The following is a 22,359-nucleotide window of genomic DNA, read 5'->3' as shown; positions in this document are numbered from 1 at the left end:
CATCCCCGTGCTATTCACCCTTGGCCAGGTATTTTTCCAGCCAGTGGATGTCGTAGTCGCCATTGGCGATGTCGGGATTGCCGACCAGGTCGCGGAACAGCGGCAGCGTCGTCTTGATGCCGTCGACGACGAATTCGTCGAGCGCGCGGCGCAGCCGCATCATGCATTCGACGCGGTTGCGGCCATGCACGATCAGCTTGCCGATCAGGCTGTCGTAATAGGGCGGGATTTTGTAGCCCGAATACACGCCGGAATCGACACGGATACCGAGGCCGCCGGGCGTATGGAAATGCGTGATCGTGCCGGGCGAGGGCGTGAAGGTGCGCGGATCCTCGGCGTTGATACGGCACTCGATGGCATGGCCGTTGAACTTGATGTCTTCCTGCTTGACCGACAGCCCGCCGCCCGAGGCGACGCGGATCTGCTCATGCACGAGGTCGATGCCGGTGATCGCTTCGGTCACCGGATGCTCGACCTGAAGACGCGTGTTCATCTCGATGAAATAGAACTCGCCATTCTCGTAGAGGAACTCGATCGTGCCGGCGCCCGAATAGCCGAGATCGGCGATAGCCCTGGCGCAGATGCCGCCGATGTGCGAACGCTCCTCGGCATTGAGCGCGGGGGAATTGGCTTCCTCCCAGACCTTCTGGTGGCGCCGCTGCAGCGAGCAGTCGCGCTCGCCGAAATGCACGCCTCGGCCGGCGCCGTCGCCGAACACCTGCACCTCGATATGGCGAGGCTTCTGCAGATATTTCTCGATATAGACGGCGTCGTCGCCGAAGGCCGCCCCCGCTTCCGACTTGGCCGTCTGCAAGGCGACTTCGAGGTCCGCCTCGGTGTGCGCCACCTTCATGCCGCGGCCGCCGCCGCCGGCGGAGGCCTTGATGATCACCGGATAGCCGATCTCGGCGGCGACGCGCTTGGCTTCCTTCTCTTCGCTGATCGCGCCATCGGATCCAGGCACGACGGGGATGCCGAGACGCTTCGCCGTGCGCTTGGCCTCGATCTTGTCGCCCATGACGCGGATATGGTCGCCTGACGGGCCGATGAAGGTGATGTTGTGGGCCGCTAGGATGTCGGCGAACTTGGCGTTCTCCGACAGGAAGCCGTAGCCCGGATGCACGGCATCTGCGCCGGTGATCTCGCAGGCGGCGACGATCTGGTGGATGTTGAGATAGCTTTCGCGGGACGGCGGTGGGCCGATGCAGACGCTCTCGTCGGCAAGCCGCACATGCATGGCGTCGGAATCCGCGGTCGAGTGGACCACCACCGTCTGGATGCCGAGCTCCTTGCAGGCGCGCAGCACCCGGAGCGCGATTTCGCCGCGATTGGCGATGAGGATTTTCTGGAACATCTCCTGATTGTTCCCGGCTCTACTCAAGAACCACCAGCGGCATTCCGTATTCGACCGGCTGGGCATCCTCGATGAGGATCGCCGTCACCGTGCCGGCACGCGGCGAGGGGATCTGGTTCATCGTCTTCATCGCTTCGATGATGAGCAGCGTCTGGCCTTCCTTGACCTTCTGGCCGACCTCGATGAACGCCTTGGCGTCGGGTGAGGGTGCCAGATAGGCGGTGCCGACCATCGGCGAGGGCACTGCGTTCTTGGACATATCGGCGGCCGCGGCTGCCGTTGCTGGCTGAGCCGCGGCGGTCGCCGGAGCCGCGGCGGGCGCCGGCAGCGCCGCTGCAACCGCATGGACGGCCTGCGCCTGGCGCGAGACGCGCACCTTGAGGTCGCCGAGCTCGACCTCGATCTCGGTCAGATTGGTGTCGTTCAGAATGCCCGCCAGGTCGCGGATCAGCTGCTGGTCAACACCGTTCTTTTTTATCGACATTTTCGAGCCTTCTGTTTGGGGGTCGGTCACAGGCGTGCCGCCAGTGCCTGCAACGCGAGCGTGTAGCCAAGCGGCCCGAACCCGCAGATCATGCCGACAGCGACCGGCGCGACCATGGAGACGTGGCGGAAGGGCTCCCGCGCGTGGATGTTGGAAAGATGGACTTCCGCGACGGGCAGCGGTGCTGCGGCGCGGATGGCGTCATGGATGGCGATCGATGTGTGGCTGTAGGCGCCTGGGTTGATGACGATGCCTGCCGCCTTCTCGCTGGCTTCCTGGATCCAGTCGACCAGATCGCCCTCATGGTTGGATTGGCGAAAATCGATCTCGAGCCCGAGCGCGGCGCCGGCCGCCTTGCAGTCCTCGGCGATGGCCGCAAGCGTCTTGCCGCCATAAATCCCCGGCTCGCGCTTGCCGAGCGCATTGAGATTGGGACCGTTGAGGACGAAAATCGTTTTCAATATGCCGACCTTGTTCTGCGCCGACCCCAAGCCGGCGCACTGGGCCTCTATAATGGGCATAGCCGCCCGCGAAAAGAGCGCAAGTGCGTTCTTTCGCTGTCCACAGCGGCCGGCTTTTACGCCGCGGGCGCGCCTAGAGCGCGCTTTTTGCCTCTTCGATCTTTTCCGCCAGAACCTGCTGGCCGAGCGCTCCGAAGATCACCTCGTTGCCGACGACATAGGACGGCGTGCCGGTGATCGACAGTTTCGTCGCAAGATCATAGGTGCGCGAGAGCGTTTCGGCGATGCGCGGGTCCTTCATCTTCTCGCGCAGCGCTGCCTCGTCGGCGCCGAGCGAAAGCGCCACCTTGATCGCGGTCGCCTCGGTGGCGCGACCCTGGCCGCCGAGCAGCGCGGTGTGGAATTCACGATACTTCTCCGGATGCATCAGGTGGAACGCCATGGAGACGACGCTGGCCTTCTGCGAATCCGGGCTGAGGATCGGGAACTCCTTGAGTACGAAGCGCAGGTCCGGATCGGACCTGGTCAGCGCCTGCATGTCCTCGATGGCGCGTTTGCAGAAGCCGCAATTGTAATCGTAGAACTCGACGATCGTGACCTTGCCTTTCGGGTTGCCGACGACGCCGTCGAAGGTCGAGTTGAAGATCTCGTCCTTGGAGTTCTTGATGACGCCGAGCGCCGCGAGCCGCTGCTCTTCCTTCTGCTTGGCCTCGAGCGCGTCCTGCACCTCGAGTAGAACTTCCGGATTCTTCAAGAGATAATCGCGGATGATGCCTTCGACCTCCTTGCGATCGATCTTGGTATCGGCGGAGGCCTTGGTATCGGTGGAAGACGTGACCTGGGCGACTTGCACGGTGTCGGCCCTCGCGGGCTGCGGGTTTCCCGCCATGAAACCGAAAGCCAGCATGCCGAGCGCCACCGCCAGACCGCCGGCGCTGCCAAGCAGGATTGCCTTGTTCATATCGTCGTTCCTTTTGCCGGTTCCGGTCCGCCTTGGTCGCCGCCAGGGCCCGGGAGGTTCATTTGAGTTTGTTCGATGGCGTGTAGTTTATAATATCCTGCGCCCGGACCCAGCGGGGTTCGCCGCGCTTCAATTTCTGTTGAGCGCGCATGGCGAAGATCTTAGCGTTTTTGTAGTCGCCCGCATAATAGTGACCCTCGGCGGTGGCAAGATCGGCAGCCGGTATGTCGCCGAGCTCGCCATATGCCTGCGCCAGAAAACGATAGGCTTCGGAATTCTCCCTGTCCCGCGCGACGCCGTTGTTGAGCTGCGTGACAGCCTTTTTCAGCGAATCGGGCGTGCCGACCGCCATTAGCGACTGGCCGACCGAAACCAGCAGCAGGCCGGAGCGCGCGGGATCGAGGCTGGCCGCCTTGGCATAGGCGTCCGCCGCGTCCTTCGGCTTGTTGACCTTCATCAGGATGTCGCCGCGCAATTCGTGGAAATAGGGGTTCTTCGGTTGTTCCTTGATCAGCGCCGCCGTCTTGGCGAGCGCCGCGCCCGGATTGCCGTAAAGATAGGTCTGCTGCGCGTCGCCATAGCGCGAGGCGAGGCTGGTCGGGTTCTTGCGCATCAGCCGCGCGACGGCTGCCTGACCCTGCATATAAGCGGCGATCTTGATGCGCATCATGTCGTGCCGCTGCTGCAGTGCCGGCGGGTCGACAGCGTTGACGAAGGGGCTTTGTTTGACGAGGACTTCGAGGTTGGCGATGCGCTCCTGCGGCATCGGATGGCTGATCCGGTAGGGATCGACCTGAGTGCCGGCGAGCGAAAGCGCGCTCTGGAAGCGGGCGAAGGTCTTCAGCATGCCCATGCCGGACTGGCCGGTGGCGTTCAGATAGGTGATCGCCGAACGGTCGGCGGTGATCTCTTCGGTGCGCTGATAGGCAAGGATCGAGCGCTGCGCCATCTCGCCGCCGCCGGCGGCCATCCCCATGCCGGCGCCGGCAAGACCGCGGCTGTTGGTGGTGGCGCCGGCCACCATGGCGCCGGCGCCGAGCAGCGTGGCGATGATGGCCATGGTCTTGGCGCGGTCGAGCTGGTCGCGCAATTTCTCCTGGTGGCCGCCGGCGATATGGCCGGCCTCGTGCGCGATGACGCCGATGATCTCGTTCGGCGTTTCGGCGGTCACCAGCGCGCCGGTGTTGATGAACAGCCGCCGCCCGGTGACGAAGGCGTTGAAACTCTGGTCGTTGACCAGAACGATGTCGATGCCGTCATTGGCAAGCCCGGCCGCCTTGAAGATCGGCCGGGCATAATCGCGCACCAGCGCCTCGATCTCGGCGTCGCGCACCACCGGCACGCCCTGCGCGAAGGCGCTGACCGAGCTCGATAAAGCAACGGTGGCGGCCAGCAGAATCGTCGCGAAGCCGCGCGCGGTTCGGCTGAGTGAGGTCGCTTTGCCAATTAACGGTCGGGGTCGGCTCAACATAGGTCCACTGGTAGACGAGCGGGCGAAAGATGAAAAGTCGGCGCCGGCAACTTCCTGCGCGCTTGTGATCCCCACATCAATCGGGCATTTGTGCGGCGCTGTCCCGTAACTAGGGCAGTTAGGGCAAGTCTGCTCTGGCTTGCGTCCAGAATTCGCCGAAATAGAGCAGTTGGAAGAGGTCAGATGGTCGTTTCGCTTTCGCGCCGCGGGGAAGTCGAGCCGTTCCACGCCATGGACATCCTGGCCGAAGCCAACCGGCTGAAGGCTACCGGCGTGCCCGTGGTGTCAATGGCGGTCGGCCAGCCGTCGGATCCCGCGCCGGTCGGCGTCCGCGAGGCGGCGGCCGCGGCTCTGCGGCATGGCCGCATCGGCTACACCGACGCCTTGGGTCTGGCCGATCTGCGCAAGGCGATCGCGGGGCATTACGGCGAGCACTACGGTATCGACGTCGCGCCATCGCGCATTGCCGTCACGACCGGCTCGTCGGCCGCCTTCAACCTGGCTTTCCTGGCCATGTTCGATCCGGGCGACCGTGTCGCCATCGCCGCGCCCGGCTATCCCGCCTACCGCAACATCATGGCCGCGCTCGGTATCGAGATCGTCGAGATAGAGCTCGGCTCGGATGCCTACCTGCATGCCGAGCACCTCAAGGCCGCGCATCGCGGGAAGCCGCTGAAGGGCGTGCTGTTCGCCAGTCCCGCCAATCCGACCGGCGCGGTGATTCCGGCCGATGAGCTTGCCGCGCTGGTGAAAACCGCCGAGGAGCTCGGCATCGCCGTGATCTCCGACGAGATCTATCACAGGCTGGCCTACGCGGCGCCGGATGTCACCGCCCTGGCGCACGGCCCCGGCGTGACCGCGATCAATTCCTTCTCGAAATACTATTGCATGACCGGCTGGCGGATCGGCTGGATGGTGCTGCCGGGAGAGCTTGTGCGGCCGGTCGAGCGTGTTGCCCAGAGCCTCTATATCTCGCCGCCTGAACTGTCGCAGGTCGCGGCGATCGAGGCATTCAAGGCAACGCAGGAACTGGAAAAGGTGAAGGCGCGCTACGCCTGGAACCGCGACCTTTTGATGAAGCGCCTGCCGGAACTCGGCTTTGCGCTCGCCGCGCCGATGGACGGCGCCTTCTATGCGTTCTGCGATGTCACGCGCCACACCAACGACAGCATGGCCTTTGCGCGCAAGATGCTGGCCGAGGCGCATGTCGCGGCAACGCCCGGCCGCGATTTCGACCCGCTGCAGGGCCATCGCACCATGCGCTTTTCCTATGCCGGCAGCCATGAGGACATGGTCGAGGCGTTGGCGCGCATCGAACGCTGGCTGAAATAACCGCCATGCCGGAACTCGAGCAAGCACTGGCGGAAGTGGCCGCCGAAATGGCGGCGCGCACCGATCGCGGCGAGGTGGCGACCTACATCCCGCAGTTGGGCAAGGTCGATCCGAAGAAATTCGGCATTGCCGCCGTGACCAATGACGGCCGCGTCATACTGGCCGGCGATGCCGATCAGCCCTTTTCGATCCAGAGCGTCTCGAAAGTTTTCACGCTCACGCTGGCGCTGGGCAAGGTCGGCGATGCGTTATGGCTTCGCGTCGGCCGCGAGCCATCTGGCAACCCGTTCAACTCGATCGTCCAGCTCGAGCATGAGAACGGCATCCCACGCAATCCCTTCATCAATGCCGGCGCCATCGTCGTCTCCGACGTCCTGCTCGCCGGCCATCAGCCGCGCGAGGCGATCGGCGAAATCCTGCGCTTCATCCAGTTCCTCGCCGAGGACGAGACGATCATCATCGACCGCGAGGTGGCGGCGTCCGAGCGGGCCACCGGCTATCGCAACTTTGCCCTGGCCAACTACATGAAATCCTTCGGCAATCTCCATCATGCTCCCGAGCTCGCGCTGGGTGTCTATTTCCACCATTGCGCGGTTGCCATGAGCTGCCGTCAGCTCGCCATGGCCGGCCGGTTTCTAGCCAATGGCGGCAGGAACCCGGCGACCGGGCATTCGGTCGTCTCGGCCGAACGGGCACGCCGCATCGGCGCGCTGATGCTGACCTGCGGCCACTATGACGGTTCGGGCGATTTTGCCTTCCGCGTCGGCATCCCCGGCAAAAGCGGTGTCGGCGGCGGCATCCTCGGCATCGTGCCAGGGGTTGCTTCGCTGGCGGTGTGGTCGCCCGGCCTCAACGAGAACGGCAACTCCAAGCTCGGCTCCATCGCTATGGAGAAGCTCGCCCGGATGATGAACTGGTCGATCTTCGCGCCGTAAAACAGCAAAGCGCTGGCGGTTTGCCACCCGGAGCTGCGTTGAAAAGGCAGTCAGCGAAAATGAAAAATCCCGCGCCTGATGGGGCGCGGGATTGTCTCAAAAGATCAGCCTAACGATATGACGAGCTTAGAAAAAACCCTTGCGCTGCCACCAGCCGGCGCGCTTCGGCTTCTCTTCGGTCTTGGCCTCGTCGGAGACGTTCGAAGACACGACGGGAACAACCGGCGCGTCGACTGACTGTGGCTTGCGCCGCGTCGGATGGGCGTTAGTGGCAGGCTCCGCCTCGGGGGCCGCGGGAGCGGCAGCGGCCGGCTCCGGCTGGACAGCCGGGGGCGCGACCTGAGCCTCGGCCACAGGCTCCGATACCGTCTCGGCCGCGGCTTCCTCAGCCACCTTCTTAGCCCTCGAACGGCGGGGCTTCTTCGGCTTTTCGACCGCCTCGGCATCGTCATTAGCCGCGGCGGGAGCAGCAGGTTCCTCGGCAGGAGCGGCCATTGCCGGCTCGCTTACGGCATCCTGGCCTGCAACCGGCTCACCCTCGATGTCGCCCACGGTTTCGCTGCCAACGGCCTCCGAAGCTTCGTCCTCACGTCGGTTGCGCTTGCCGCCGCGCTTCCCGCGCCGGCGCTTCTTTCCGGAACCGTCGTCGGGAGTGGCCGCTACAGCCTCGCCGCCGGCGGTTGCCTCGTCGGCGGCCTCTTGCGTCATGTCGTCGTCATCGGTTTCGCCGGCTTCCATCGGCGCCGCCGCGACGTCACCATTGTGCTCGCGGTCGCGATCCCTGCCGCCGCGCCGCCGCCGGCGCTTGCGCCGTTTGCGGTCACGGCCTTCGCCATCCTCGGACCGCTGCTGGTGCTGGCCCTGCTGCGCGTGGCGCGGCTGTTCGGGCTGGACCGAGACTTCCTCCTCCGCTTCCTCGACGACGATCTCGTCCTCGGGCTCTTCCGGCTCGACATAGGCCGGCAGGCTGCGCACCTCGACGAAGCCTTCCGGCTTCTCGGCAATGGCGCCGCGGAAGATCGCATAGTGCTGGGTGCCGAGCGTCTCGTCAGCCTCGATCGTGATGGTCAGGCCGAAGCGGGCTTCGAGTTCCACCAGGTTGGCGCGCTTGTGGTTGAGCACATAGAGCGCGGTCGCCGACGGTGTGCGCACGATGATGTGGCTGCGCGAATCCTTGAGCAGGAATTCTTCGATCGCCCGCACGACCATCAGCGCCACGGAGGAATCGGAGCGCACATGGCCCGTGCCGCCGCAATGCGGGCAAGGCTTCATGGTCGATTCCAGCACGCTGGCGCGGATGCGCTGGCGCGACATTTCCATCAGGCCGAAGTGTGAGATGCGGCCTACCTGGATACGGGCGCGGTCGTTCTTGAGGTGATCCTTCAGCCGCTTCTCGACGGAGCGGTTATTGCGGTTCTCCTCCATGTCGATGAAGTCGATGACGATCAGGCCGGCAAGGTCGCGCAACCGCAACTGCCGCGCGACTTCCTCTGCCGCTTCCAGATTGGTGTGGAGCGCGGTCTCCTCGATCGAATGCTCCTTGGTGGAGCGGCCGGAATTGACGTCGATCGCAACCAGCGCCTCGGTCTGGTTGATGATGATGTAGCCGCCGCTTTTCAGCGTCACCTGCGGCTGCAGCATGCGGTCGAGCTGCGCTTCGATGCCGTTGCGCACGAAGATCGGCGTGGTGTCGCGGAATGGCTGAACCACCTTGGCGTGGCTCGGCATCAGCATGCGCATGAAATCCTTGGCCTCGCGGTAGCCGTCTTCGCCGGAGACAAGGATCTCGTCGATGTCCTTGTTGTAGAGATCGCGCACCGAACGCTTGATCAGGCTGCCTTCCTCATAGACCAGGGCCGGGGCCGAGGACTGCAGCGTCAGGTTGCGGACGTTTTCCCAAAGCCGCATCAGATATTCGTAGTCGCGCTTGATCTCGGCCTTGGTGCGGCTCTCGCCGGCGGTGCGCAGGATGACGCCCATGCCCTGCGGCACGTCGAGATCGGCCACGACCTCCTTCAGCCGCTTGCGGTCCTGGGCGTTGGTGATCTTGCGCGAGATGCCGCCGCCGCGCGCCGTGTTCGGCATCAGCACCGAATAACGGCCGGCAAGCGACAGATAGGTGGTGAGCGCCGCGCCCTTGTTGCCGCGCTCTTCCTTGACCACCTGCACCAAAAGGATCTGCCGGCGCTTGATGACTTCCTGGATCTTGTACTGGCGGCGCACCGGCTTGCGGCGGTTGCGGATTTCCTCGAGCGCGTCCTCGGCGCCGACCGATTCGACCTCGTGCTCGTCCGAATGCGAGGCCGAGACGTCCTCCAGCATGCCGCGATCATCGTCGCTGGCGGCGGCTTCGCCGCTCTGCTGATCCGCCTGCGGCATCGCCTCGGAAATCACGTCGGCATCGATGCTCGCGGCAATCGAAGTAGGGCCGCCTTCGGAAGGCTTGCCATCGTCGTCGTCCGTGGCGTCATCTCCGCCAGCCTCGGCGGCGGGTCCTTCAGCCGCTTCCGATACGGCCTCGACGGCCTCGGAGGCTGTTCCGGCATTTTCTGCCGGGGTAGCGGCGGTCTCGCTGGCGGCTTCCTCGCCCTCGGCTACCGCAGCGGCGGTTTCGTCAACGGCTATTGCTTCGGCCGGGCTTTCCTCGTTCTCCGATGAAGCGTGCTTGTGCTCGCCGCGGTCGCGGTTCTTGCCGCCGCGCCGGCGGTTGCGCCGCCCGCCGCGGTCGCGGGCATGCTGCTCTTCGCCGTTCTCGGTCTCCTCGTCGTCTTCGTCCTCGGCCTCCTGCGCCTCGGCGCGCAGCAGAGCCTGACGGTCGGCGACCGGGATCTGGTAATAATCGGGATGAATTTCGCTAAAGGCGAGAAAACCGTGACGGTTGCCGCCATATTCGACAAAGGCTGCCTGGAGGGACGGTTCGACGCGGGTTACGCGGGCGAGATAGATGTTTCCTTTAAGCTGCTTTTTGTCCTGGGATTCAAAGTCGAATTCTTCGATGCGGTTACCGCGAACGACAACAACGCGTGTTTCCTCCGGGTGGGAGGCGTCTATCAGCATCTTGTTGGGCATTATTTTGTTTCCTGCCGGCAGCCGACGGCCGCAGCTGGCGTGGCAATGCCCGCCGCTGTGCGCCTGTATCTGTGTGCATGCCGGATAATTGAATGTCCGCCGGCCGCCGCTTGAGCGCAATGGCGGTGCCGCCCGCAGCCATTACGGCGCGGTTTGATGCGGACCTTTCCATGATTGCGCTTGAAGCCATCGGCACCCGGCAGAACCTTTTGAACCAAAGCCCGGGCTAAGCCGGACCAGCTTGTTTGCTCATAAAGAGCCGGCGCGGGACAATCCCGGCCGTTTTCCTCACGCAAGCGATTCCCCCGCCACGAGGGCACGCCTGCGAAAATCGTCGCGACCACCTGAGCCTGGAAGGGTAAAGGAGCCGCCTTTGCATCCAGCCTTTGGCAGGAAACTGCTGAGGCGAGCGGTTCCAGGATTGCAGTGATCCAATGTCGCTTTTATGATTTGGCGGGATGGAAGGCAACCCCGATTTCGGATGCCGGCAAAAAGCGCTTCCCTTGGGGAAGGCGCCTTCGTCCCGCCCTATGAAAGGCTTGGTTAACCTTCTCTGAATACCAATCGTTAATCGAGTTGGCGGCCTGACAGGCATTCTGCGAGAAGACCGGGCGCAATGCGTCAAACCGGGAGCGACGGATAAGAGATGGGATCGGCGGGCGCCGCAGACAAGAGAGGTGGGGCCGCCGGGCATCTCCTGCGCGTGACCTGGACTGGCTTGCTGCTGGCGGTCCTGTCCTGTTTCGCCGCCGTGCACGCCGAAACCTTGCTTGGCGCGACCGGCTACAAGATGGCCGGCGACGCCGCGAAGATGCGCATCGTCGTGAATTTTGACCACGAGCCGGACGTCAAATGGTTCCTGCTGCGCGGTCCCAATCGCCTGGTCGTCGATCTGCCGCGCACGCGATTCGCGCTCGACGCCAAGGATGTGAAGCCGCGGGGTCTTGTACGGGCCGTTCGCTACGGCGATCAGGGACATGGCTCGCGCCTGATCCTCACCGGCAAGGGCCCTTTCGTCGTCGACAAGCTCGACGTGCTCAAGAATGACGACGGCAGCGGCTATCGCATCGCCATCGATATGTCGGCTGCCTCCGAGCGGGAGTTCGACGAAGCTCTCGCCAACCAGTCGCTGACCACTGGTTCGACGGTTTCGACCGAAAAAGGCGAACGGGTCGGCACCGGACCGGTCTCGGCGCCCGGCCATCGCTTCACGGTGGTTATCGATCCCGGTCATGGCGGCGTCGATGGCGGCGCCGAAAGCTCCGCCGGCACGGTCGAGAAGGACGTCACGCTCGCTTTTGCCAAGGAACTGCGCGACAAGCTGGCCGCGGTCGGCAAATACGATGTCTATATGACGCGGGACAACGACGTGTACCTGGCGCTCGACGAACGCGTGCGCATCGCGCGCCAGCACGAGGCCGATCTTTTGATCTCAGTCCATGCCGATACGATCGCCGTCAAAGGTCTTCGCGGCGCCACGGTCTACACGCTTTCGGACAAGGCTTCCGACCCGGAGGCCCAAGCGCTCGCCGATCGCGAGAACCTGTCCGACCAGTTTGCCGGAATGAAGATCGAGGACGACAACAAGGAAGTCACTGACATTCTGATCGACCTGATCCGCCGTGAGACCCATGGTTTCTCGATGAGCTTCGCCCACACGCTGGTCGGTCAGCTGTCGACCAGCGTCGGCATGATCAACAATCCGCAGCGCTCGGCCGGCTTCAGGGTGCTCAAGGCCCCGGACGTGCCGTCCGTCCTGGTCGAGCTCGGCTACCTCTCCAATAACAAGGACGAGGCGCAACTGCTGAACGCCGACTGGCGCGGCAAGGCGGCGCAAAGCATAACCAACGCGGTTGCCCTGTTTGCCGCCGCCAAGGCTGGAACCGCGACGGGCGGCTGACCCGCCGGACCTGGCCCGCAACCGCCGCACGTCTGCAACCGCAAGCAGCGTTGCATGACGACAACACCCGGCGTTATTATTCGGCAACCGAGTCCTCAAATTTCGCGCTGCCGTATTTTGTCCACATGGCCGCTACATGGGTTTTTCGATTGCGGATTGGGACCGCCCCGGGAAGCTTGCGCGACTGTCGGCTTCGTTTAGGAAATTCCCGAACCTCGGACTGGAGCGGGCATGATTCGTCTCATCGGCTATTTCTTTGGCATCGGCACGACGCTGGCGCTGCTGGTGGCGGCCGGTCTTGCCATCTATATCAGCCATCTGACCAAGGACCTGCCCGACTACGAGGTTCTGGCCAAATACGAACCGCCGGTGACGACGCGCATCCATGCCTCCGACGGCGCGCTGATGGCTGAATATGCGCGCGAGCGGCGTCTCTATCTGCCGATCCAGGCCATCCCGGACCGCGTCAAGGCCGCCTTCATGTCGGCCGAGGACAAGAACTTCTACAACCATCCGGGCATCGACATCACCGGCCTTGGCCGCGCCATCGTCGTCAACCTGCAGAATTTAGGTTCCGGCCGGCGCCAGGTCGGCGCCTCGACGATCACCCAGCAGGTGGCGAAGAACTTCCTGCTCTCTTCCGATCAGACCTATGAGCGCAAGATCAAGGAGATGATCCTGGCCTTCCGCATCGAGCAGGCCTATTCGAAGGACCGCATCCTCGAGCTCTATCTCAACGAAATCTTCTTCGGCTTCGGCGCTTATGGCGTCGCGGGCGCCGCGCTCACCTATTTCGACAAGTCCGTCAACGAGCTGACAGTCGCGGAAGCCGCTTATCTCGCCTCGTTGCCGAAGGGCCCGAACAACTATCACCCCTTCAAGCACGCCGACCGTGCCCTGGAGCGCCGCAACTGGGTCATCGACCAGATGGTAGAGAATGGCTACGTCACCCGCGAGGAGGGCGACAAGGCCAAGGCCGAACCGCTCGGCGTGACGCCGCGCCGCAACGGTTCCTACCTCTTTGCCGGCGAGTACTTCACCGAGGAAGTCCGCCGCCAGATCATCGCGCGCTACGGTGAGAATGCGCTTTACGAGGGCGGCCTGTCGGTGCGCACCACGCTCGATCCGAATGTCCAGCTTATCGCCCGCAAAGCGATGCAGAACGGCCTGCTCAAATACGACATGCTGCGCGGCTATCGCGGTCCGGTGACGCATATCGACGTCACCGGCGACTGGGGCGTGCCGCTCGGCAACGTGAAGGGTCTCGAGGATGTTCCGGAATGGACGCTGGCCGTCGTCCTCGACAGTTCGGCAACCGGGCTGACCATCGGCATCCAGCCGACGCGGCAGATTTCCGGCGATCTGGTCAAGGAGCGCGTCCAGGGCACCGTCAGCAAGGAGGACATGGGCTTCGCCATGCGCCACTTCGTCAACGGCAAGTCCGTCAGGGCGAAGTCTCCGGCGGAAGTGCTGGAGCCCGGCGACGTGATCTTCGTGCAGAAGAACGACGGCTCCGACAACACCTACATGCTGCGCCAGGTGCCGGAGGTCGAGGGCGGCCTCGTCGCCATGGATCCGCATACCGGCCGCGTGCTCGCCATGGTCGGCGGCTTCTCCTACGCGCAGTCGGAATTCAACCGCGCCACCCAGGCGATGCGCCAGCCCGGTTCCTCGTTCAAGCCGATCGTTTATTCGGCGGCGCTCGACAATGGCTACACGCCGGCTTCGGTGATCATGGACGGCCCGATCACCATCCAGAGCGGCAACACCACCTGGACGCCGAAGAACTATGACGGCACGGTCGCGGGCCCGGCCACCTTGCGCTCGGGCATCGAAAAGTCGCGCAATCTGATGACCGTGCGACTGGCCAACGACATGGGCATGAAGCTGGTCGTGGAATATGCCGAGCGCTTCGGCGTCTACGATCATCTGGCGCCCTATCTGCCGATGGCGCTGGGCTCGGGCGAGACAACCGTCATGCGCATGGTGTCGGCCTATTCGATCATGGCCAATGGCGGCAAATCGATCAAACCCTCGCTGATCGACCGCATCCAGGACCGTTACGGCAAGACGGTGTTCAAGCAGGACGAGCGCGGCTGCGAAGGCTGCAATGCCACTGAGTGGAAGAACCAGACCGAGCCGGAGCTGGTCGACAATTCCGAGCAGGTGCTCGACCCGATGACGGCATACCAGATCACCTCGATGATGGAGGGCGTCGTGCAGCGCGGCACCGGCGCCACCATCGGCGAGCTCGGCCGCCACATCGCCGGCAAGACCGGCACGACCAATGACGAGAAGGACGCCTGGTTCATCGGCTTCACCCCGAACCTCGTTGTCGGCCTCTATATGGGCTACGACACGCCGCGCGGCCTTGGCCACGGCGCCACCGGCGGCGGCTTGGCGGCCCCGATCTTCAAGGATTTCATGCGCGTTGCGCTCGACGGCAAGCCGAACACCGACTTCCAGGTTCCCGACGGCATGAAGCTGATCGCAATCAACCGCAAGACCGGCATGCGCGCCGCCGAAGGCGATCCGAACACCATCATCGAGGCTTTCAAGCCTGGCACCGGTCCGGCTGACAGCTACTGGGTGATCGGCATGGGCGCGGATGGCTCGAACGGTTCGGGCGGAGCGCTGTCGCCGCAGGCCAACCAGGCCATCCAGGACGGCGGCGGCGGCCTCTACTGACATTGCCGGATTTGGCGAATCGGCCGGCAGGGTGGTGCCGGCCCATTTCGCTTTACAGGCAGCGATGCCATGCCTATGTATCGCGCCTATTCCGAAAAAGACCGAAAAGAACAGGACCGAACCAAGAGCCATGCGCGCGGAAACGCTCAACATCGTCGACGAGATCAGGCAGGCGATAACCCTGCTGAGGAGGCATCTTTGACTGGGATCAGGCTGTAAAGCGGCTTGAATACCTGAATTCGCGCGCCGAGGAGTCCAGCCTCTGGAATGATCCCATCGAAGCGCAGAAGCTGATGCGGGAGCGCCAGGAGCTCGAGGACGGCATCGCTGCCGTCAAGGGGATGACGCAGGCGCTGGAAGACAATATCGGGCTGATTGAGCTCGGCGAGGAAGAGGGCGACGACGGCATCATCGCGGAAGCGGAGGCGGCGCTGCGTTCGATGCAGGGCGAGGCGAAGGCGCGCCAGGTCGAAACGCTGCTGTCGGGCGAGGCCGACGCCAACGACACCTATCTCGAAATCCATGCCGGCGCCGGCGGCACCGAGAGCCAGGACTGGGCCTCGATGCTCCTGCGCATGTACACGCGCTGGGCCGAGCGCCGCCGCTTTAAGGTCGAGGTGCTGGAAGTCCATGACGGCGAAGAAGCGGGCATCAAGTCCGCCACCGTGATGATCAAGGGCCACAACGCCTATGGCTGGCTTAAGACGGAGTCCGGTGTCCATCGCCTGGTGCGCATTTCGCCTTACGACAGCAACGCGCGGCGCCACACCTCCTTCGCCAGCGTCTGGGTCTATCCGGTTATCGACGACTCGATCGAGATCAATGTTTCCGAATCCGACGTGCGCATCGACACCTATCGTTCCTCGGGTTCGGGCGGCCAGCACGTCAACACCACCGACTCGGCGGTGCGCATCACCCATCTGGCGACCGGCATAGCAGTCGCCTGCCAGGCCGAGCGCTCGCAGCACAAGAACCGCGCCAAGGCTTGGGAAATGCTGCGCTCGCGGCTTTACGAGGAAGAGCTGAAGAAGCGCGAGGCGGTCGCCAACGCCACCGAGGCGTCGAAGAGCGATATCGGCTGGGGCCACCAGATCCGCTCCTACGTGCTGCAGCCCTATCAGCTTGTGAAAGATCTGCGCACCGGCGTCGAAAGCACCTCGCCTTCGAGCGTGCTCGACGGCGACCTTGACGAATTCATGGAAGCCTCGCTCTCGCATCGCATCGAGGGCGGCGCAGGCGAAGCGGTGGCGGACCTCGACTAGTACGCACCCGTTGCAGGAGCGGAGGAAGCCGGTGTCTACGGTACTTGCGGGAAAATGCTTCTGCGGCGCTGTCCACTATGAGGTTGCGGACGAATTCGTTTACGCGGCGAACTGCCATTGCTCGAACTGCCGGCGCACGACGGGCTCCGCGTTCAAGCCGTTCGCCGGCATCGAGCGCGACAAGTTCCGTCTCATCGCGGGCGAGGGCGGGCTGCTGATCGTCGGCGACGAGAGCGGCCACGACGCGCATTGCGGGCGATGCGGCTCGCTCATCTATTCGTTGGTCCGCGACGGCGCCTACGTGCATGTCGCCATGGGCACGCTGGTCGACGAGCCGACGATACGGCCGAGCGCGCACATTTTTGTCGGGTCCAAGGCGAAGTGGTTCACAATCGCCGACGACCTGCCGCAGTATGATGAGCATGTTCCCGACTGAACGTCTGGAACCAGCTTGAGCCGAATCTCGTTGTCGGGCACCAGATCCGCGCGGCTAACCGCTCATTAACCAAGCCGACGCACGATTCTGGATGGCAGAGGTTGGCGTGAAGCGCGGCATTGCCGTTGCAAGCGGATGCTTGCGCCAGCCAGGGAATCAGACCAGCCTTCGGGCTGGGTAAAAAGCATTTATGGCCGGATGCGGCATATCTGCGACCGACGATCCGGCCACTGGGAAGACACGTTCCGGGAACGGGCAAGCGAAAACGCTTGATGCTCGAAAGGAACGCTTCGATGTCTGCTGCCATATCAAGATCGGCCCAAGCCGTTCGACCGGCTGGCCGACTTTTGTTCTCCCTGTTCGCCGTTGGAGCGATCGCGGCGCTGGCGTCGCCGGCTGCTGCGCACGATGCCCAGCCCACCGCAGCCATGCCGCAAGGCTGGAAATACCCCTTTGCCTGTTGTGCCAACTACGATTGCAAGGAGGTGCCGCAGTCATCGATCAGCGAGCGGCCCGAGGGCTACGTCATAAAGGGTACGGGCGAAGTGGTGGCTTATGCCGACAAGCGGGTCAAGAATTCGCCCGACGGCGAGTACCATTGGTGCGCGCACCAGGCCGGGCTCGACGCCGGCAAGACCATCTGCCTGTTCGTGCCGCCTCCCTCTTACTAGGGCTCTGAACCTGCCGCGGAAGGCGAGGCGCTGGGGCTCGATCCACGGCAGGAGAAGGCTGCCGACCTTGCTGACAGACGGTTGTCAGGACGGTTTCTTTATGTTGCCTTGCACCGAGCAATTCCAGGAAAAGTGCGTAGCGGTTTTCCGTCCGGAATTGCGTGAAACTAAGGGCGCGGCGGACAACGGAGAGGTTGAGTCCATGACCATCAGGGGAAGCTGTCACTGCAAGGCGACAACCTTCGAGGTTGCCGAGGCGCCGCGGACGGTGACGCAATGCACATGCTCGTTCTGCTCGAAGCGGGGCTCGTTATGGGCCTACTATGTGCCGTCGCAATTCAAGCTGACGAGCCCGCCGGAAAATGTCTCCTTCTATCGCTGGGGCTCAAATACGGTGAAGCATGGTTTCTGCGCCATTTGCGGCTGCGGCACCTTCACCGAGACGCCTGATTGGTCGACCGGCAAGCCGGATTTCGATAACCCGAAGATCAGCGTCAATTCGCGCCTGTTCGATGATTTCGACCTGGACAAGGTCGAGGTGGTGGTCATCGACGGCAAGAATTTGTGGTAGAGCCGACACGGGAGCCACCGCCGGACTTTACCGGCGGCATTCCCGTTCCGTTTTTCGCCGCATTTCATGCTACAAGGCTGCGGAAGGGCTGATTTGGCGCGGTCGCAAAGGCCGCGAATTGGAGAGGGACCAATCTCATGAAGAAGACTGTGCTCGTCGCCGTGGCGACGGCTCTATTGGTGAGCGCCTGCACCACCACCGATCCGTATACCGGCGACCAGAAGATCTCCAACACGGCGGCCGGTGCCGGCCTCGGCGCCCTGGCAGGTGCCAGCCTTGGCCTGCTGGCCGGTGGCAATGACCGCCGCAACGCGTTGATCGGCGCCGGCATCGGCGCGCTCGCCGGCGGCGCGATCGGCGCGACGATGGACCAGAACGAGGCCGAGCTTCGCCGCCAATTGCAGGGCACCGGCGTCAGCGTTACCCGCAGCGGCGACCAGATCATCCTCAACATGCCGTCCGACATCACCTTCAATGTCGACCAGGACGCGGTGAAGCCGGGCTTCTATCCGGTGCTGAATTCGGTCGCGCTGGTGCTGAAGAAATTCCGCCAGACCACTGTGGACGTGTTCGGCCACACCGATTCGACCGGCGGCGACGAGCACAATTTCGACCTGTCGCAGCGTCGCGCGCTTGCCGTCGCCAACTACCTGTCCGGCCAGGGCGTCGATCAGCGCCGCTTCGCCGTCACCGGCTTCGGCAAGACCCGCCCGATCGCATCCAATGCGACCGCCGCCGGCCGCGAGCAGAACCGCCGCGTCGAAATCCAGCTGTCGCCGCTCACCTGAGAAAACGGCGCGCAGAGGCGCAATTACATCAAGACAACGGCTCCGAAGGGGGCCGTTTTTGTTTGAAATGGTCCAAAGATGGGTCGAAGGCCCTGGACATTAGTTTGTTCTAATTAATGCTTTTCCAGAACCGGGGAAAGGACTAACATTCTGCTGTTCCAGAGGGGATGGGGCGGTCAATCGGCCGCGCAATCAACATCTACCGCCCCGGTCTTGCACGGCCAGATCAAGAGAATCTGGGAGGAATGCATGACAAGAACAGCTCGCTTGGGGCGCTGCGGCGTCCTCGTTTTGACATGTCTTATCGGCACATCGTTCGGGCTCGCTTCGGCCCGAGCCGAGGACGCGAACAAGGCCGACATCGAAGCCTTGAAGAAATCGCTGGCCAAGTATGAAGATTACACCGCCGCTGTTCGCGACCTCTATTTGTCGACCGTCGGCTGCATCCACTATGCCGGCGAGAAGATAGACGGCGCTATGTACTATCAGAAGGGCGCGATGGGCATCCATTTCGTCAACGTTCCGAGCGTCGGCAAGCCGCTCGACCCGATGAAGCCCAACGTCCTGATCTACGAGCCGACCAAGAAAGGCTTGAAGCTGGTCGGGGTGGAATGGCTGGTGCCGCTGACGCCGGACACCAAGGAGGTGCCGACGCTGTTCGGGCAGAAATTCATGGGGCCGATGGAAGGCCACTACCCGCTCATTCCGAGGGAGTTCGTCCATTACGACCTGCATGCATGGCTGTTCAGGGACAATCCGAACGGCATGTTCAGCCCGACGAACCCGAACGTGAAATGCAGCAAGGCCGAGTTCCCGATGCTTGAGAAGCCGACCAAGATGATGCCGGGTCCGATGTAGGCATCGCCTTTGGCTGAATTGTTCCAGGCGAAGCCAAAAACGAAACGGCCCCGTGTGGGGCCGTTTTCAATTCAGGCCACGCTGATATCGGCTTCAGACCTTCGCGACGATCCGCATGAAGGCCGGCACGTCGTCGCCGAAGCCGACGGTTGCGTCGTCTTCTTCCTGACGATGGCGGCCGGGGCGGTCGCGCTGCGGACGGGCGTCGCCGCGCTGCTCGTGACGGCTGCCAGGGCCCTTGCGCTCGTTCTCGGAACGGATCGCGTCCTTGCGGGCGCGGCGTTCGGCGATGTCGGCCACTTCGGCGACAGGCTGTTCCTCACGCGCGGCATCGGGCGTCTCGTCGCGCTTGGCGTGACGGTCCTTCTTGCGCTCGCCCCGGTCCTTGCGGTCCTCGTCCTTGCGGCCGGCGCGACGCGGGGCGCCGCGGCCGCGGCGCGGCTGCTCCTCGCCCTCGCTCTCGGTCACGGTCGACAGGTCGCCGTCATGCCACTCGATCTTGGTGCCGATCAGCCTCTCGATGGCGTCGACATATTTGGTGTCGGAGCGGGTAGCGATGGTGAAGGACTTGCCTGCGCGTCCGGCGCGGCCGGTGCGGCCGATGCGGTGGACGTAATCCTCGGCGTGGATGGGCACGTCATAATTGAAGACATGGCTGACATCGGGAATGTCGAGACCGCGCGCTGCGACGTCCGAGGCAACGAGGTAGCGCAGCTTGCCGTCGCGGAAATTGGCGAGCATCTGCATGCGGGCGCGCTGGTCCATGTCGCCATGCAGCGCGCCGGCATCGAAATCATGCTTCAACAGCGAGCGGAACAGCTCCGACACCTCGACCTTGCGGTTGCAGAAGATGATGGCGTTCTTCAGATCGGCGTCTTCGGCCTTGATCAGATCGCGCAGCGTCTCGCGCTTTTCCCAGGGTTTCGAGCCGGACTTGACCAGCCGCTGCGTGATGCTGGTCGCCGTGGAGGCGGCCTTCGAAACCTCGACGCGCACCGGCGCGTGCAGGAACTTCTCGGTGAGCTTGGTGATCTCCGGCGGCATCGTCGCCGAGAAGAACAGCGTCTGGCGCGTAAACGGTATCATCTCGCAGATGCGCTCGATATCGGGAATGAAGCCCATGTCGAGCATGCGGTCGGCCTCGTCGATGACGAGGATCTCGACGCCGTTGAGCAAAAGCTTGCCGCGCTCGCGGTGGTCGAGCAGGCGGCCGGGCGTCGCGATCAGCACGTCGGCGCCGCGCTCGAGCTTCTTGTCCTGTTCGTCGAAGGAGACGCCTCCGATCAGCAGCGCGATATTGAGCTTGTGGTTCTTGCCGTATTTGATGAAGTTTTCCTCGACCTGCGCGGCGAGCTCACGGGTCGGTTCGAGGATCAGCGTGCGCGGCATGCGGGCTCGCGCCCGGCCCTTTTCCAGGCGCGTCAGCATCGGCAGCACGAAGGAAGCGGTCTTGCCGGTGCCGGTCTGGGCGATACCCAGCACGTCCTTGCCGAGCAGCGCATGCGGGATGGCGCCGGCCTGGATCGGCGTCGGCGTGGTGTAGCCGGCATCGGTGACGGCGGAGAGAACCTTCGGCGACAAGCCGAGGTCTGAGAATGTCAACGCTTCTTGAGCGATCGTGGTGTCTGAGGACAAGTGTTTGTTGTCTTTGTTGGTTGGGAAAATCGCGACACAGTAGCCGCGGCAGGCGCCGCGCGCCTGCAAGATCGGTGTTGCAGTTAGGCGCAAGCCCTCGATTTGTCAACAGAAACGGACCGAAATACAGCGATTGTGAAGACGTAACCTTAATCGCGATGCTTAAAGCGCGTCGCGCTGAAACGGTTTGAGGCTCCGCGCTTTATGTCTTTGCTTGATCACGCCGTATCGCCCAAAACCGCTGCGCGCTTTTGGGCGATATGCATTGATCGAAACAATATCCTTGCGCCGGCTCAGTAGCGGAACTGCTCGGCAAGGATACGCTCGTTCCAGGAATGGTTCGGATCGAACAGCAAAGTTGCCGTCGCCGTCGGCGATTCCCGCACGGTGACGGAGGCCACTGCCTTGACCTCGGTATGATCGGCCGCGGCATTCACCGGGCGCTTTTCGGCTTCCAGGATGTCGAAGTGCACCGTCGCCTTGTTGGACAGCAGCGCGCCGCGCCAGCGGCGCGGCCGGAAAGGACTGACCGGCGTCAGCGCCAGAAGCGGCGCATCGAGCGGCAGGATCGGCCCATGCGCCGACAGATTGTAGGCGGTGGAACCGGCGGGCGTCGCGATCATCACGCCGTCGCAGTTCAGCTCCTCCAGCCGCACCTGGCCGTCGACGGTGATGCGGATCTTCGCCGTCTGGTAGGATTGGCGCCACAGCGCCACCTCGTTGATGGCCGGCGCCGAAATCGTTTCGCCGTCATGCGTCACGGCGACCATTTCCAGTGGCCGGATCGTCTCGGAGACGGCGTTGGCGATGCGTTCCTCGAGGCCGCCGGCGCGATATTCGTTCATCAGGAAGCCGATGGTGCCACGGTTCATGCCGTAGACCTTCTTGCCCGTGCTCATCGTCTCGCGCAGCGTCTGCAGAAGAAAGCCGTCGCCGCCGAGCGCGATGATGATCTCGGCATCCGCGACAGGCACCTGTCCATAGCGCGCGGACAGGCTTTCCAACGCCGCGCGGGCGTCGTCGGTCTCGGAAGAAACGAAGGCGAAACGGCTGGCGGCTTTGCTCATGGCTCCCGGAGGGCGACCGTCTGCGGGGCCGCGCCGGCGACGGCGTAGCATGCGACGCCCACATCTGTGAAGGGCGCTGCGCCAGCTGGCGGTCACACCCGACAATCGCGCTTCGTGACAGCCGCGACATGAATGTGATGGCTGCTATGGTTAAGGCGAAGCTTAAACACTCGTAAAGCCGGATCGATCATGTTAGCCGACAGTGGATGGGTTGGCGGGGGCTAGCCAGTCGAGAGACCTGTCTATTGCCGGTAACGCGTCTGATCATAGTCTTCCTGATGATGGGAAGTTTCGCGCTGATGTTCGCCGAGCTGGTGCGTCATTCCGAAGAGATGAGCCAGCGGCCGCAGCCGACAGCTTCCCGCTGCGGCGACGCCACAGGAACGCTTTGCCCGCAAAGGGCGCTGTAGGCTTCG

General features: G+C 63.5%; 20 protein-coding genes. 12 read left to right on the top strand and 8 right to left on the bottom strand.

Translation table 11 applies throughout. The features are described 5' to 3' along the window. Positions 1-10: 10 nt before the first annotated feature. From accC to LB552_RS16415, 5 genes are all read right to left on the bottom strand, one after another. Positions 11-1,354: an acetyl-CoA carboxylase biotin carboxylase subunit gene (gene accC / locus LB552_RS16435; protein ID WP_224608299.1), complete on the bottom strand. Its 1,344-nt coding sequence runs from the start codon at positions 1,352-1,354 to the stop codon at positions 11-13. 19 nt (positions 1,355-1,373) lie between these two features. Next, positions 1,374-1,838, bottom strand: a complete 465-nt coding sequence (accB, locus tag LB552_RS16430) for an acetyl-CoA carboxylase biotin carboxyl carrier protein (RefSeq protein ID WP_095767608.1) — start codon at positions 1,836-1,838, stop codon at positions 1,374-1,376. A gap of 26 nt (positions 1,839-1,864) precedes the next feature. After that, entirely contained in the window at positions 1,865-2,299 is a 435-nt protein-coding gene (aroQ, locus tag LB552_RS16425; RefSeq protein WP_095767887.1) for a type II 3-dehydroquinate dehydratase, read from the bottom strand. Between the two features lie 133 nt (positions 2,300-2,432). Next, entirely contained in the window at positions 2,433-3,260 is an 828-nt protein-coding gene (locus tag LB552_RS16420; protein ID WP_224608296.1) for a DsbA family protein, read from the bottom strand. 58 nt (positions 3,261-3,318) lie between these two features. Next, the gene (locus LB552_RS16415; RefSeq protein ID WP_140842819.1) at positions 3,319-4,731 is read right to left on the bottom strand and encodes a M48 family metalloprotease; all 1,413 of its coding nucleotides are present in this window, start codon (positions 4,729-4,731) and stop codon (positions 3,319-3,321) included. A gap of 183 nt (positions 4,732-4,914) precedes the next feature. Here LB552_RS16415 and LB552_RS16410 point away from each other — a divergent pair, with 183 nt between their 5' ends. Together LB552_RS16410 and LB552_RS16405 are read left to right on the top strand one after the other, a co-directional pair. After that, the gene (locus tag LB552_RS16410; RefSeq protein WP_224608293.1) at positions 4,915-6,063 is read left to right on the top strand and encodes a pyridoxal phosphate-dependent aminotransferase; all 1,149 of its coding nucleotides are present in this window, start codon (positions 4,915-4,917) and stop codon (positions 6,061-6,063) included. A gap of 5 nt (positions 6,064-6,068) precedes the next feature. After that, positions 6,069-6,998 (top strand): glutaminase, encoded by a 930-nt coding sequence (locus tag LB552_RS16405; RefSeq protein ID WP_224608290.1) that lies wholly within the window; start codon positions 6,069-6,071, stop codon positions 6,996-6,998. A 126-nt stretch (positions 6,999-7,124) separates the two neighbouring features. Here the strand turns inward: LB552_RS16405 and LB552_RS16400 are convergent, their stop codons facing one another. Next, positions 7,125-10,067 carry a ribonuclease E/G gene (locus LB552_RS16400; RefSeq protein ID WP_224608287.1) on the bottom strand — a complete coding sequence of 981 codons (2,943 nt, stop codon included), beginning with the start codon at positions 10,065-10,067 and terminating at the stop codon, positions 7,125-7,127. 92 nt (positions 10,068-10,159) lie between these two features. Between LB552_RS16400 and LB552_RS16395 the strand changes: the two genes are divergently transcribed. The 9 genes from LB552_RS16395 to LB552_RS16355 all read left to right on the top strand — a co-directional run bounded on the left by LB552_RS16395 (position 10,160) and on the right by LB552_RS16355 (position 19,241). Further along, positions 10,160-10,297 (top strand): hypothetical protein, encoded by a 138-nt coding sequence (locus tag LB552_RS16395; RefSeq protein ID WP_176477023.1) that lies wholly within the window; start codon positions 10,160-10,162, stop codon positions 10,295-10,297. 416 nt (positions 10,298-10,713) lie between these two features. Beyond that, positions 10,714-11,967 carry an N-acetylmuramoyl-L-alanine amidase gene (locus tag LB552_RS16390; RefSeq protein ID WP_263481653.1) on the top strand — a complete coding sequence of 418 codons (1,254 nt, stop codon included), beginning with the start codon at positions 10,714-10,716 and terminating at the stop codon, positions 11,965-11,967. Between the two features lie 231 nt (positions 11,968-12,198). Continuing rightward, positions 12,199-14,655, top strand: coding sequence for a penicillin-binding protein 1A (locus LB552_RS16385; protein ID WP_140842825.1), 2,457 nt, complete (start codon positions 12,199-12,201; stop codon positions 14,653-14,655). Positions 14,656-14,785: 130 nt separating this feature from the next. Continuing rightward, a protein-coding gene (gene prfB, locus LB552_RS16380) for a peptide chain release factor 2 (RefSeq protein ID WP_224549033.1) occupies positions 14,786-15,917 on the top strand; the annotation gives its coding sequence in 2 pieces (ribosomal slippage) (positions 14,786-14,851 and positions 14,853-15,917; 1,131 coding nt in all). Positions 15,918-15,948: 31 nt separating this feature from the next. Beyond that, positions 15,949-16,353, top strand: a complete 405-nt coding sequence (locus tag LB552_RS16375; RefSeq protein ID WP_224608281.1) for a GFA family protein — start codon at positions 15,949-15,951, stop codon at positions 16,351-16,353. Between the two features lie 293 nt (positions 16,354-16,646). After that, positions 16,647-17,024 carry a hypothetical protein gene (locus tag LB552_RS16370; protein WP_224608278.1) on the top strand — a complete coding sequence of 126 codons (378 nt, stop codon included), beginning with the start codon at positions 16,647-16,649 and terminating at the stop codon, positions 17,022-17,024. 202 nt (positions 17,025-17,226) lie between these two features. Continuing rightward, complete coding sequence (locus tag LB552_RS16365; protein ID WP_224608588.1) at positions 17,227-17,595, top strand: GFA family protein; 369 nt, start codon at positions 17,227-17,229, stop codon at positions 17,593-17,595. 137 nt (positions 17,596-17,732) lie between these two features. Then, on the top strand, positions 17,733-18,383 hold the full coding sequence (locus LB552_RS16360; protein ID WP_027170410.1) for an OmpA family protein: 651 nt from the start codon (positions 17,733-17,735) through the stop codon (positions 18,381-18,383). A 249-nt stretch (positions 18,384-18,632) separates the two neighbouring features. After that, on the top strand, positions 18,633-19,241 hold the full coding sequence (locus LB552_RS16355; protein WP_224608275.1) for a hypothetical protein: 609 nt from the start codon (positions 18,633-18,635) through the stop codon (positions 19,239-19,241). Positions 19,242-19,334: 93 nt separating this feature from the next. Here LB552_RS16355 and LB552_RS16350 read toward each other — a convergent pair whose 3' ends face one another. Both LB552_RS16350 and LB552_RS16345 read right to left on the bottom strand, forming a co-directional pair. Further along, on the bottom strand, positions 19,335-20,876 hold the full coding sequence (locus LB552_RS16350) for a DEAD/DEAH box helicase (RefSeq protein WP_176477022.1): 1,542 nt from the start codon (positions 20,874-20,876) through the stop codon (positions 19,335-19,337). Between the two features lie 293 nt (positions 20,877-21,169). Continuing rightward, on the bottom strand, positions 21,170-21,943 hold the full coding sequence (locus tag LB552_RS16345) for an NAD kinase (protein ID WP_224608272.1): 774 nt from the start codon (positions 21,941-21,943) through the stop codon (positions 21,170-21,172). Between the two features lie 245 nt (positions 21,944-22,188). Here LB552_RS16345 and LB552_RS16340 point away from each other — a divergent pair, with 245 nt between their 5' ends. After that, positions 22,189-22,353, top strand: a complete 165-nt coding sequence (locus tag LB552_RS16340; protein WP_224532355.1) for a hypothetical protein — start codon at positions 22,189-22,191, stop codon at positions 22,351-22,353. The last annotated feature ends 6 nt before the right edge of the window (positions 22,354-22,359 follow it).

It is taken from the genome of Mesorhizobium sp. CA7, from assembly GCF_020165015.1.
GTDB lineage: Bacteria > Pseudomonadota > Alphaproteobacteria > Rhizobiales > Rhizobiaceae > Mesorhizobium.
Note: the sequence above shows the minus strand (reverse complement) of the source record. Positions and strands in the feature narration are given on the sequence as shown.